The sequence below is a fragment of the Pseudohalioglobus lutimaris genome (assembly GCF_002866825.1).
GTDB lineage: Bacteria > Pseudomonadota > Gammaproteobacteria > Pseudomonadales > Halieaceae > Halioglobus > Halioglobus lutimaris.
This window is the reverse complement of sequence record NZ_PKUS01000015.1, coordinates 45,274-57,079: the sequence shown is the minus strand read 5'-3', so window position 1 is coordinate 57,079 and position 11,806 is coordinate 45,274. Positions and strand designations below refer to the sequence as shown.

11 protein-coding genes are annotated in these 11,806 nt (G+C 61.6%); 3 read left to right on the top strand and 8 right to left on the bottom strand.

Features of this window, described 5'->3' with window-relative positions; genetic code table 11:
- Positions 1-36: 36 nt before the first annotated feature.
- The 6 genes from hfq to C0039_RS12685 all read right to left on the bottom strand — a co-directional run bounded on the left by hfq (position 37) and on the right by C0039_RS12685 (position 6,892).
- Positions 37-285, bottom strand: coding sequence for an RNA chaperone Hfq (gene hfq / locus C0039_RS12710; RefSeq protein ID WP_075999287.1), 249 nt, complete (start codon positions 283-285; stop codon positions 37-39).
- Between the two features lie 150 nt (positions 286-435).
- On the bottom strand, positions 436-1,497 hold the full coding sequence (gene miaA, locus C0039_RS12705; RefSeq protein WP_075999288.1) for a tRNA (adenosine(37)-N6)-dimethylallyltransferase MiaA: 1,062 nt from the start codon (positions 1,495-1,497) through the stop codon (positions 436-438).
- 16 nt (positions 1,498-1,513) lie between these two features.
- On the bottom strand, positions 1,514-3,388 hold the full coding sequence (gene mutL, locus C0039_RS12700; RefSeq protein ID WP_075999289.1) for a DNA mismatch repair endonuclease MutL: 1,875 nt from the start codon (positions 3,386-3,388) through the stop codon (positions 1,514-1,516).
- A gap of 213 nt (positions 3,389-3,601) precedes the next feature.
- Positions 3,602-4,906 (bottom strand): N-acetylmuramoyl-L-alanine amidase, encoded by a 1,305-nt coding sequence (locus C0039_RS12695; protein ID WP_075999290.1) that lies wholly within the window; start codon positions 4,904-4,906, stop codon positions 3,602-3,604.
- A 37-nt stretch (positions 4,907-4,943) separates the two neighbouring features.
- Positions 4,944-5,417, bottom strand: a complete 474-nt coding sequence (gene tsaE / locus C0039_RS12690) for a tRNA (adenosine(37)-N6)-threonylcarbamoyltransferase complex ATPase subunit type 1 TsaE (protein WP_075999291.1) — start codon at positions 5,415-5,417, stop codon at positions 4,944-4,946.
- Positions 5,414-6,892, bottom strand: coding sequence for a bifunctional ADP-dependent NAD(P)H-hydrate dehydratase/NAD(P)H-hydrate epimerase (locus tag C0039_RS12685; protein ID WP_075999292.1), 1,479 nt, complete (start codon positions 6,890-6,892; stop codon positions 5,414-5,416). The genes tsaE and C0039_RS12685 overlap by 4 nt, the downstream gene beginning before the upstream one ends.
- Before the next feature lie 114 nt (positions 6,893-7,006).
- Here C0039_RS12685 and queG point away from each other — a divergent pair, with 114 nt between their 5' ends.
- Positions 7,007-8,086, top strand: coding sequence for a tRNA epoxyqueuosine(34) reductase QueG (queG, locus tag C0039_RS12680; RefSeq protein WP_075999293.1), 1,080 nt, complete (start codon positions 7,007-7,009; stop codon positions 8,084-8,086).
- A gap of 35 nt (positions 8,087-8,121) precedes the next feature.
- Here queG and orn read toward each other — a convergent pair whose 3' ends face one another.
- Positions 8,122-8,670, bottom strand: coding sequence for an oligoribonuclease (gene orn / locus C0039_RS12675; RefSeq protein WP_101518255.1), 549 nt, complete (start codon positions 8,668-8,670; stop codon positions 8,122-8,124).
- Positions 8,671-8,753: 83 nt separating this feature from the next.
- Here orn and rsgA point away from each other — a divergent pair, with 83 nt between their 5' ends.
- Positions 8,754-9,764 carry a small ribosomal subunit biogenesis GTPase RsgA gene (gene rsgA, locus C0039_RS12670; protein ID WP_101518273.1) on the top strand — a complete coding sequence of 337 codons (1,011 nt, stop codon included), beginning with the start codon at positions 8,754-8,756 and terminating at the stop codon, positions 9,762-9,764.
- A gap of 43 nt (positions 9,765-9,807) precedes the next feature.
- On the opposite strand, the gene asd is transcribed toward rsgA, so the two are convergent.
- Complete coding sequence (gene asd / locus C0039_RS12665; protein ID WP_101518272.1) at positions 9,808-10,668, bottom strand: archaetidylserine decarboxylase; 861 nt, start codon at positions 10,666-10,668, stop codon at positions 9,808-9,810.
- A gap of 42 nt (positions 10,669-10,710) precedes the next feature.
- Between asd and C0039_RS12660 the strand changes: the two genes are divergently transcribed.
- Positions 10,711-11,790: a hypothetical protein gene (locus tag C0039_RS12660; RefSeq protein WP_101518254.1), complete on the top strand. Its 1,080-nt coding sequence runs from the start codon at positions 10,711-10,713 to the stop codon at positions 11,788-11,790.
- Positions 11,791-11,806 lie beyond the last annotated feature (16 nt).

Sequence of the window (11,806 nt, the reverse complement as noted above, 5' to 3'; positions counted from 1 at the left end):
CTGTTGCGGCCGCGTGGGCAGCCGCCCAGTGCTCTCCTAGCTGTCACCTTCCTCTTCCGGTGGGTGCTGCATAGGCAAGCGCACCACTCGGCTGGGGACGACAGTGGAAATCGCATGCTTGTACACCATTTGGCTGACGGTGTTTTTCAGCAACACGACGAACTGGTCAAAGGACTCAATCTGTCCCTGTAGCTTGATACCATTGACCAGATAAATAGAAACGGGAACGCGTTCCTTCCGCAAAATATTCAGATAAGGGTCTTGTAGCGTGTGCCCTTTCGACATAGCTCTCTCTCCTGACAGGCCCAACACGAGCCGAAAAAAATTAAACTGGCCTTCTACCTGCGCCGGGTCCGGATGATCACACCACCGGTATCGACGCGGATTACGGGCCCTCGTTACCACTGACGCACAGTATAGTGCATTTCTATCCTTCTACATTGGGGCCATTCGCAAATACTTCAAGGCCGCCTCAGCCAGTGAATGCGTTTCTCCCTGTCTATACGCGGCGGGCTCATCAATGGATGACTGCTCCGGTTGCGCCGCGTGTGCAACATCGCCTTGCGCCAGGCCCGGGGCAGCCCCGGACGGAGTCACCAATTTCTCGAACTTACCCTCACTATCAGTGTAAATCCATGCAAGATCATGCCATTTTCGCAACCAGGTCAACTGACGCTTGGCCAGCTGGCGGGTCGCCGCCACCGCTTTTTCCTCCGCTTCTTCCAGCGTAAGAAAACCTTCCAGGTGCTGCCAGAGCTGACGATACCCCACCGCTCGAATGGCCGGTAAATCGGCGCTAAGGTCGCCGCGGCTGTGCAGGGCACGCACCTCATCCAGGAAACCGGCTGCCATCATCAGCTGAAAACGCAGGGCAATGCGCTGGTGCAATACAGCGCGGTCGAGGGGACAAATGGCCAACTGGTGAATATCCCAGCGCTCAAAGGGGTCATACAGCGCCGATTGTTCACTATGCCAGGCACTGAGGCTGCGCCCGCTGGATCGATAAACCTCCAGCGCCCGGGCCAGCCGTTGCGAATGATTGGGATGTATTCGCGCAGCCGAGACAGGGTCTACCTCGGCCAGCAGTTGATGCATGTGCGGCCAGCCGAACTGACTGGCCTGCGCCTCGATGGCCTGCCGGATGTCCGGGTCTGCTGCAGGCATCGCCGCCAGGCCTTGCAGGAACGCCTTGAAATAGAGCATGGTGCCGCCAACCAGGATAGGTGTTTTGCCCCGGGCGCTGATATCCGTGGCCACGCGAGTCGCATCGGCGACAAACTCAGCCGCGGAATAAGGCTCACCCGGATCGCGAATATCCACCAGGTGATGTGGATAATCGGGTTTGGCGCTGCCTATATCCAGGCCGCGATAGACCAGCGCGGAATCAACACTGACCAGCTCACCGTCCAGGTGTTCGGCAAGCTCGATGGCCAGGTCGGTTTTACCTGACGCAGTGGGGCCCATCAGGCAGATTAGTTGCGACCTGTTATTGCTCATGGCGCAACGGTCGTCACTAACGTCCGCGCAGGAACAGCTTGTCCAGCTCGTCCAGCCCCAGTTGCGTCCAGGTGGGTCGACCATGGTTGCACTGCCCTGAGCGCTCGGTCTCTTCCATATCCCTGAGTAGCGCATTCATCTCGGGCACGGTCAGGCGCCGGTTGGCACGCACGCTGCCGTGGCAGGCCATGGTAGAGAGGATTTCATCCATATGCGCCTCTATACGCTCGGAGCTGCCGAATTCAATCAGGTCGGCCAGCACATCACGCAGTAATTGCTCCACATTGGAGTCGCGTAACAGTACCGGAATCTCACGAATCACCAGAGACTCCTCCCCGGTGGCATCCACGGTCATGCCCAGACGCTGGAACAGCGCCGCATGCTCGCCCGCCACCTGCACCTCACGCTGGCTCACCGCCACCGGCTGGGGCACCAGCAAAGGCTGGCTGCGGATACCCTGGTCGTCGCGAGCGGCCTTGAGCCCCTCATAGGTAATGCGCTCATGAGCGGCATGCATGTCCACCAACACCAGGCCGGCGGCATTCTCGGCGAGAATATAAACGCCCTTGAGCTGCGCCAGGGCGTAGCCCAGGGGCGGTACGTCCTCGTCCGCGCCCTGCGCTGGCAGCGCGGGATGCAACTGCCCGTATGCCGCCATTTGCGCGGCACCGGAGACAACGGATGGCGACGAACCGGTGTAATGACCTGACGGACGCAGCTGGGCGCCGCCGGATCTGGCCGCCTCTGCCTGCTGCGCCCCCCAGGACAGGCCACCCTGCTCGCGAATCTCACCAGTTTCGGTATTGATCACCGAGCCATCGCCCAGCGCCACCATATTGTCCGCCAACGGCTCGGGTTGCGGCGTGCCGGGGCGTACTTCGGCCAGGGCCCGGTGCAGCGTAGAAAAAATAAAGTTGTGCACGCTGCGACCATCGCGAAAGCGCACCTCATGCTTGGTGGGGTGCACGTTCACATCTACCTGCGCCGGGTCCACTTCCAGGTAAAGCACAAAGGCAGGGTGGCGGCCGTGGTAGAGCACGTCGCGGTAGGCCTGCTTGACCGCGTGGGCGATGAGCTTGTCGCGGATGACCCGGCCATTGACGAAAAAATACTGCAGGTCTGCCTGGCTGCGGGAGAAGGTGGGCAGCCCCACCCAGCCCCACAGCTTCAGGTGGTGGGCCGCCTCGCCGCCGCGGTCGCTCTCGATATAAATGGCCTGCTCCATGAATGCCGGGCCGCAGACTGTGGCCACCCGCCGCTGCTGTTCCAGCTGACCGGTGGCGGCCTTCAACTGGTGGATGGTGCGGTTGTTATGACGCAGACTGAAGGCCACATCAAAACGCGACAGCGCCAGCCGCTTGACCACTTCTTCCAGGTGATTGAATTCGGTCTTCTCGGTACGCAGGAACTTGCGCCGCGCCGGTGTATTGAAGAACAGGTCGCGCACTTCCACGGTGGTGCCCCTGGGATGCGGAGCGGGCTTGATTACCACGTCCATATCCCGGCCCTCGCAGGCTGCGGAGCTACCTGCGCTGCCCTGCTCCAGCGCATTGCTGGTCAGTGTCAGCCGCGACACCGAGCCGATACTGGCCAGGGCCTCACCACGAAACCCCAGGCTGCCCACCGCCTCCAGGTCTTCCAGGGAACTGATCTTGCTGGTGGCATGGCGCGCCATGGCCAGGGACAGGTCGTCAGGCGCTATGCCGTAGCCATTGTCGCGCACGCGTATCATCTTGACGCCTCCGGACTCCACCTCGACGTCCACACGCGTGGCGCCGGCGTCCAGGCTATTTTCCAGCACCTCCTTGACCACAGAGGCAGGGCGCTCCACCACCTCCCCGGCGGCAATCTGGTTGGCCAACCTCGTGGAGAGGCGGTGAATTTTTGACATGAGTTATCGCTTATCGTTTCGCTGTTGAGTTGTTGTCACTGCCTTGCGGGCTAACAGGGCGCTGACGCTCCGGCGTAGGTTGGCAGGACCTTTTCATTAACGCAACGACTGCCTTGTTCCTGTCATCCGCGGAAATGACAGTGCACGCCCCACAACGCCCTGTACGGATTACCTTCTCCAGGGCTTACTGAACCACAATAAAGGTAGATCGGCCTAGGTCGCCGGGATCGTCAGCTTCTGCCCCACGCGAATACTGGAACTGCTCAGGCCATTGGTGCTCTTGAGCACCGACATGGAGACATTGAAGCGCTGGGCGATCCCGGAGAGCGTGTCACCGCGGGCGATGGTGTATTCGGAACCACCCTGGGCCTTCTTCCAGGCAACCAGCGTGCCCGAGGGCGGATGCGCCACCAGGTAATTCTTGATTCCGGCGTGAATCGCCCGGGCCATCTTCTTCTGGTAGCTGCTGGTGCCAAGTTTCTTCGCTTCGCCAGGGTTGGAGATAAACCCGGTCTCCACCAGGATGGAGGGGATGTCCGGAGACTTGAGTACAGCGAAGCCCGCCTGCTCCACATTGCGCTTGTGCAGGCGGGTGACGTTGTCGACGTTACGCAACACCTCGGCGCCCACCTGCAGGCTGGCGTCCAGGGTGGAGGTCATGGACAGGTCAGCGAGCACGCCCGCGAGCATATCGTCCTTGTCTGACAGGCGCACACCCCCTACCAGGTCAGCCGCGTTCTCGCGCTGGGCGAGATAACGCGCAGCGGTACTGGTGGCGCCGCTGGTGGACAGCGCGTATACCGAAGCGCCATTGGCCTCCCTGCGCTTGAAGGCGTCGGCATGAATCGACACGAACAGGTCCGCCTGGTGTTTGCGGGCGAGGTCGCGGCGCCCCTTCAGGCTTATGTAATAGTCACCGGTGCGGATTAATGTAGGAGCAAAGCCGGCTTCAGCCTTGAACAGCGCGTAAATCTCGCGGGAGATAGCCATTACCACGTCTTTCTCCCGACGCTTGCCGGGACCCAGCGCGCCGGGGTCCTCGCCGCCGTGACCGGCATCGATAGCGATGATGATATCGCGCTTGTTGTTCTGGGTAACCGACTTCTTCACCTCCGGCTGGACACTGGTCGCCCGCTGGTCGTAAAGGTCCAGCACCAGGCGGTCGCCGGCTTTCTCGTTGGACTTCAGCGAAAAGCTGCGCGGGTCCACGCCGGCGCTGACATCCAGCACAATGCGCAGGTCATTGCCCTCGCGCACCGCCGACCGCACCTGGCGAATCGGCGTGTCGGTCAAGGGAAGACTGGAGAGGCTGGATTTGAGTCGGGTATTTTCCACATCCAGGACGATACGGTCAGGGTTGCTGAGCATGAACAGCTTATGCTCAACAGGGCCGGTGAGGTCAAACACCACACGTGTGTGATCCGGCGCACGCCACAGGCGCACGTCGTGCACGTCTGCCGCCTGTACGGTGACAGACACCAGCAACCCAAGGATCGCCCCGATCCACGCCCTGCTCATGTTACTCCTGCGCTTAACGCTTGTTCCCGCCCCTGGTTCAGGCTGCCGCCCGCAGGCGCCCGAGTACCGCGAGCCCCTCCGCGGTACAGGCGCTCAGTTGCAACTGCCGCCCCGAATCCTTGCGCTCTATGTTAATCACTAAATCCGCCGGGGGCAAAATACCTTCGCCCCTGGCGGGCCATTCCACCAGGCAAATGGCATGGGATGAGAAATAATCACGAATTCCCATGAATTCCAGCTCCTCCGGATCACCCAGCCGATATAGATCGAAGTGGTACACGGTTAGTTCCCCAAACTCGTAGGGTTCCACCAGTGTATAAGTCGGGCTTTTCACCGCACCACGGTGGCCAAAGGCACGCATCACCCCCCGGCTCAAGGTGGTTTTACCCATACCCAGATCACCCTGCAGGTGGACAACCACACCCGGCTGCAGCGCCCTGCCCAGCCGCACCCCGCAGGCTACCATGGCGTCCTCACCATGGGCCTCGAGTAAAAGCTGCGCATCACTCATCCCAGCAACTCACGCAGCCAGGGCATCAGGTCGGTGGCGACGAGGCCGCGCATGCCCTCTTCTGCGGCGATATCCGCTGCAGCGCCGTGCAGGCAGACACCCAATGCTGCCGCCGCAAGCGGCTCCTGACCCTGGGCCAGCAGCGCGCCGATCACACCGCTGAGTACATCACCCATGCCGCCACTGGCCATACCCGGGTTGCCGTAATCACTGAGCAACATCTCTTTCTCACTGGCGATCAGCGAGCCATTTCCCTTGAGCACAACGACCCCGCCCAACTTCTGCTGCAGGGCGCTGGTCGCGGCAAAGCGATCTGCCTGCACTTCTGCAGTTGACACGCCCAACAGGCGCGCCGCTTCGCCGGGGTGTGGCGTCACTATCATCCGCGGGCGCGGCTGCACTTTACCCGCGGCCAGCAGGTTAAGCCCGTCCGCATCCAGCACCATGGGCTTGCCACTGGCCAGGGCGGCCTGCAACAGGTACTCAGACCAGGGCGACTGACCCAGCCCGGGACCCACCACCAGCGTATCGGCGCTATCCAGCAGTGGCTGCAGATCGGCGCCTGACTCCACGCCCACAGGCATGATTTCCGGCGTACGCGCCACCAGCGCGGCCACGTGTTGCGGACGGGTGGCAACACGCACCAGGCCCGCGCCGCAGCGCAGCGCAGCCTCAGCGGCCAGCGCCGCAGCGCCGGCCATGCCATAGTCACCGCCGATCACCAGCACCGTGCCGTACAGCCCCTTGTGGGCCGTGGCAGGGCGCGGCGGCATTGCATCGAGCAGGGGCTCCAGTTGCAGGCGAAAGCAGTCCGCCGGCACCTGCCGGTATACCTGCGCGGGAACACCCAGGCCGGCGAACTGCAGCTCCCCGGTGTAGTCCGGCGCCTGCAGCGCAAACAGACCGCGCTTGAGGCCAATAAACGTTACCGTGAGATCGGCGCGCACCGCGGTACCCAGCACTCTGCCGGTATCGGCGCAAAGCCCGGAGGGAATATCCACGGCCAGCACCGGCGTGCCAGCGGCGTTGATCTCCGCAATCGCCTCGGCGTAATCACCGCGCACATCCCCACCCAGCCCGGTGCCCAACAGGGCGTCGACGACCACACCGATAGGCAGTACCGCAGCATCGTCAAAAGGGATCACCTCAACGCCGTTGGCCAGCGCCTGCTCACGGGCGAGCAGTGCGTCGCCACCAATTTTATCCGCGTCACCCAATTGCAGCACCGTGGTTTTGATGCCGCGCTTGTGGGCCAGGTCAGCGACAAGATAACCGTCGCCGCCGTTGTTGCCGGTTCCGCAGAGCACCTGCACACACTCCGGTTGCGCCCAGGTGCCAATCAGGCAATCGAAGGCAGCCTCAGCCGCCCGCGACATCAGGGTAATGCCCGGTATCTGGTGGTCATTGATAGCGCAGCTATCGAGGGCGCGGGTTTGTGCTGCGGTGTACAATGCTTCGAAATCATCAAGGTCCATTCACTCTCACTCCGCCATCACCGGTATAACGGGGATGCTGTAAGTTACGCAACCCTCCTGCAGGACACCTGATTCCCGCAGGCGCAGGATTGTCGATAGGGGAATTATACGCAGATGCCAGCACAAGACGCTCCACAAATCACCATGCCTGACGCAGATGCCTTGCTGCAACAGGTACAGCAATGGGCCGAGGAGCTGGGCTTCCAACAGCTGGGCATCAGCGACGTGGACCTGGGCGAGCACGAGGCCTATTTACAAAAATGGCTGGACGCCGGGTACCACGGCAGCATGGACTACATGGCCCGCCACGGCAGCAAGCGGTCGCGCCCTGCTGAGCTGGTGCCGGACACTTGCAGGGTGCTGTCGCTGCGCATGGATTACCTGGTAGATGAACAGGCGGAGCGCGTGCTGGCCTCGCCCGAAAAGGCCTATATCTCCCGCTATACCCTGGGCCGGGACTATCACAAGTTGATGCGCAAGCGCCTGTCGCAGCTGGCGCAACGTATTGCGAACCGGGCCGGGGGCGGCCAGTTTCGTGCCTTCGTGGACAGCGCGCCGGTGCTGGAGCGCGCCATCGCCGAGCAGGCGGGGCTGGGCTGGATTGCCAAGAACACCATGCTGATCAACTCCGGTGCCGGGTCCTGGTTTTTTCTTGGCGAGATCTATACTGACCTGCCGCTACCTCCTACCCAGGCCCAGGCGAGCAAGCACTGTGGCAGCTGCACCGCCTGTCTGGATATCTGCCCCACCGACGCTTTCGTCGGCCCCTTCCAGCTGGACGCCAGGCGCTGTATTTCCTATCTCACCATTGAACACCAGGGCAGTATCGACCCAACCCTGCGCCCGTTGCTGGGCAACCGCGTGTTTGGTTGCGACGACTGCCAGCTAGTGTGCCCCTGGAACAAGTTCGCACAGCTGACAGATGAGACCGACTTTCGTCCACGCCACGGCCTGGATGACGCAAGCCTGGTGGCGCTGTTTCTCTGGGACGAATCGACCTACCTTGCACGCACCGAGGGCTCGGCGATTCGGCGAATAGGTTTCGAGCGCTGGCTGCGCAATCTCGCGGTGGGGCTGGGCAATGGGCCAGCGTCGGCGGAAGCGATCGCCGCCTTGCGCAGCCGTCTGGACTACCCCTCGGAGCTGGTGCGCGAGCATGTGGCCTGGGCTCTGGCGCGACTGCAGGCGAACTGAACGTTGCGAATAATGCCGCTCCAGCGCGGCTTGCATCACGCCTGCATGCGCAGAAAGTGCTCCCGGTAATAGCGCATTTCGTCGATTGACTCGCGTATGTCATCCAGCGCCAGGTGGGTGCCGGACTTGTTGAAGCCAGCCTCCAGCTCCGGCCGCCAGCGCTGCATAAGAATCTTCAGCGTACTCACATCGAGGTTGCGATAGTGAAAGTACGCTTCCAGCTCAGACATATGCCGCGCCATAAAGCGGCGGTCCTGGCAGATGGTGTTGCCGCACATGGGTGAGGCACCTGCGGGCACCCACTGTTCAAGAAAGGCTACAGTCTCGGCAGCGGCACGGCGCTCGTCGTAGTCACTGGCGCGGACCCGGTCCACCAGCCCCGAACGGGTATGATGACTGGTATTCCACTCGTCCATGGCCTCAAGACGGGCATCCTCCTGGTGAATGGCGATCACCGGACCCTCCGCGAGGGTTTGCAGGTCGCTGTCGGTGACGATAGTGGCGATTTCAATAACCACATCCGTGTCCGGATTTAACCCGGTCATTTCCATATCAACCCAGACCAGGTTGCTGGCACTGTGCATAGTGAACTGCCTTTGGTGTTTGCGTGGACGGCAGTGTAACAAATTGCCTCGACAGGCCCGAGGCCTACCCCAATAATGGCTCCATGTCGAAACGCAAGCTCAGCCGCCAGCAAGCCTGGCGCGTGGAAAAAATCCAGGAAGAACGCGCCAGGCGGGCTGCCCGCCGCGACGCTGTCGCCGAGGACGTGCTCGGCGGGGGTGAGCTGGGCCCGGAACAGGAGGGCCTGGTCATCGCTCACTACGGCACACAAGTGGCGGTGGAGTCTGCTCCCGGCCAGAGTCAGCGCTGTCATATGCGCGCCAATATCGACGGACTGGTCACCGGGGACCGGGTGGTGTGGTGCGAGGGAGATCCCACCGGCGTGGTGGTCGCACAACTGGAGCGCAACAGCGTGCTGTGCCGGCCGGACCCCTACGGCAAGCTGAAGGCCGTCGCGGCCAACATAGACCAGATCCTGGTGGTGATCGCGCCCTACCCCGAGCCCCATGCCAACCTGGTCAACCGCTACCTGGTGGCGTCCGAAGTGGTGGGCATTGAGCCGGTGATTGTTGTGAACAAGACTGACCTGCTGGATGCCGACCCGGACTTGCGCGAGAAGATGGACGCACTGATGTCTATTTACCCCGAGCTGGGCTACCGAATTCTGTATACCTGCATTAATGAAGAAGGCATGGAGGGGCTGCACGCTGCCCTGCGCGAGCGCACCAGCGTATTTGTCGGCCAGTCCGGCGTGGGCAAGTCATCACTGGTTAACGCACTGTTGCCAGAAGCGGCATTACGGGTGGGTGAGCTCTCTGAAAATACCAACAAGGGCACCCACACCACCACCACCGCACAACTGTTCCACCTGGATTGTGGCGGCAGCCTGATCGACTCACCGGGCATTCGCGAATTCGGCCTGTGGCATATGCAGCGCGAGGAAGTGGAGCAGGGTTTTCGTGAATTCCGCCCGCATCTGGGCCGCTGCAAGTTTCGTGACTGCTGCCACGAACACGAGCCGGGCTGCGCAATACTGGCCGCGGTGGAGGCTGGCGAAATCACCGAATCCCGGCTGGCCAGTTACCGGCATATCGTCGCCTCGCTGGAATCCTAGACGGGGTAGAACCGCAAGGCGCCTAAACAGGTCGACCGGGGTCTTATTCTGCGGCGTTGTTGAACCTGGCCAGTGCCTCGCCCAGCCGCGTGGGCGTGGTCGCCGCGTAACCTGAATCCCACTCTATCGCACCTTCAGGAAACAGCAGAATCACTGTGGAGCCCAACTTGAATCGCCCCATCTCCTCGCCTGCCGCGAGAGCCACCGGTTCAGGCTGAGCGCGATAGTCCAGGCTCAGCGGAGTACTGGGCGGTGGGGCCACCTGCCCGCCCCACACTGTTTCAATACCTGCCACTACCATGGCACCCACCAGAATCATCGCCATGGGTCCCGCCTCGGTGTCAAAATAACTGACCAGGCGCTCGTTGCGCGCGAACAGGCGCTCGACGTTCTCCGCGGTGACGGTGTTGACAGAAAACAGGTCGCCGGGGATGTAGGTGGTACCCAGCAGTTTGCCTGCAATGGGCATATGCACCCGATGGTAATCGCGGGGCGACAAATAGATAGTGGCGAACTTGCCGCCCGCGAAGCGTGCTGCCCACTCCGGGTCGCCACCCAATAATTCCACGCAGCTGTAGTCCTGCCCCTTGGCCTGGAAAATACGCCCGCCGACAATATCGCCCAGTTGACTGATAGCGCCATCGGCTGGGCAGACAACGTCCGCATCGGCAACAGCGCGTGCGCCGGCCCGCAATGGCCGGGTGAAAAACGCGTTGAAGTTGGCGTACTGACGATAGTCCGGTTCCAGCGCCTCGCTCATATCCACATTGAAGTGGCGCACGAAGCGACCGATGACCCAGTTCTTGAGGGCCGCGGGGTGCTCGAGCTCGGCCAGCCAGGCTGTGCAGCGAGACAGCAGGTGCTGGGGTACGAGGTGTTGAAAAATAATGAAAAGTTTATCCATGGCCGTTAGTGTAGCGACAAATATCCAAAAGGTAATCACCCCATGTACGTGAAGATTTGGCTTGTACTTCTGCTGTTGGTGGCGGGACCCGCTCTCGCGGAATCAGCCCCCGATGCGGTCGCCGCGGCCGACAGCAACGCGCACATCGACACCGAAGACGAGGTGCTGGGCTGGGAACCGATATTACCCGAGGAAGAAGGTGAAGCCATTGAAGAGGCCGAGGCGGAGCTGATCCAAGTGCCATGGGCCGAGGATCCCAACGACGTCCCGGTTAACTGGGTTGACGAAAGCCACGCTTATGCCACCAACAAGGCCCAGGCCCTGACCGAATGGATGGATGCCTTTTTTGGTGACCCCGAGTACGACGCAGAGCAGGCAGAGTCGCTACTGCGCCTGGAGATTGCGAATGAATGGGACGAGGAAGACGGCAATGACTTCAGTGCGCGACTGCGCGGTAAGGTGCAGCTGCCAAGTGTCTCACGTCGACTGAACCTGGTGTTTGCAGGCGAGGACGGTGAACCCGAGACCGAGGAGGAGCGTCGGGAAGAAGAACGCATTGGCCTGAAGTACAAAGTCCGCGAGGGGTCCCGGTCGCGCTTCGACGTGACGCTGAACTACTCTTCAGGCAACGTGCGCCCGGGTGTGCGCTACCGCAGTGAAGGACGCTATACCGAACTGACCAGCTTTCGCTATGTACAACGGCTGCAATGGGATAACGACGAGTCCTTTTTTACCACCGCCAACTACGACATTAACCAGGGCCTGGACGAAGACAGCATATTGCGCTGGGCCAACCGCGTACGCTGGGGCGAGGAAACTGACGGCGTTGAGTGGCGCACCCGACTGGCGCTACGCGAGCGCAAGAAGCCGGAAAGCTCGCGCCCCATTGCGGTGTCCTATTTTGCCAGCATCAACGGCGAAACACAGCCGGAAGTGCTGACCAAGAATTATCGACTGGGCGTGCTGTGGCGTCGCCAGGTCTACCGCGACTTTCTCTTTGCTGAAATAGAGCCGGCGTTCAATTATCGCCGCCGTAACCTGGATGTAGAGCGAGAGGGTGTGTGGAGCATCGTGCTGCGTCTGGAGATTGCACTGCAGCGGGATTTAAGGAGAGTGCGGTAGCTACGGGCGCTCCAGG

Coding starts and splice junctions, on each gene's coding strand:
- hfq (WP_075999287.1), bottom strand. CDS start 285: ATGTCGAAAGGGCACACGCTACAAGACCCTTATCTGAATATTTTGCGG.
- miaA (WP_075999288.1), bottom strand. CDS start 1,497: ATGAGCAATAACAGGTCGCAACTAATCTGCCTGATGGGCCCCACTGCG.
- mutL (WP_075999289.1), bottom strand. CDS start 3,388: ATGTCAAAAATTCACCGCCTCTCCACGAGGTTGGCCAACCAGATTGCC.
- C0039_RS12695 (WP_075999290.1), bottom strand. CDS start 4,906: ATGAGCAGGGCGTGGATCGGGGCGATCCTTGGGTTGCTGGTGTCTGTC.
- tsaE (WP_075999291.1), bottom strand. CDS start 5,417: ATGAGTGATGCGCAGCTTTTACTCGAGGCCCATGGTGAGGACGCCATG.
- C0039_RS12685 (WP_075999292.1), bottom strand. CDS start 6,892: ATGGACCTTGATGATTTCGAAGCATTGTACACCGCAGCACAAACCCGC.
- queG (WP_075999293.1), top strand. CDS start 7,007: ATGCCAGCACAAGACGCTCCACAAATCACCATGCCTGACGCAGATGCC.
- orn (WP_101518255.1), bottom strand. CDS start 8,670: ATGCACAGTGCCAGCAACCTGGTCTGGGTTGATATGGAAATGACCGGG.
- rsgA (WP_101518273.1), top strand. CDS start 8,754: ATGTCGAAACGCAAGCTCAGCCGCCAGCAAGCCTGGCGCGTGGAAAAA.
- asd (WP_101518272.1), bottom strand. CDS start 10,668: ATGGATAAACTTTTCATTATTTTTCAACACCTCGTACCCCAGCACCTG.
- C0039_RS12660 (WP_101518254.1), top strand. CDS start 10,711: ATGTACGTGAAGATTTGGCTTGTACTTCTGCTGTTGGTGGCGGGACCC.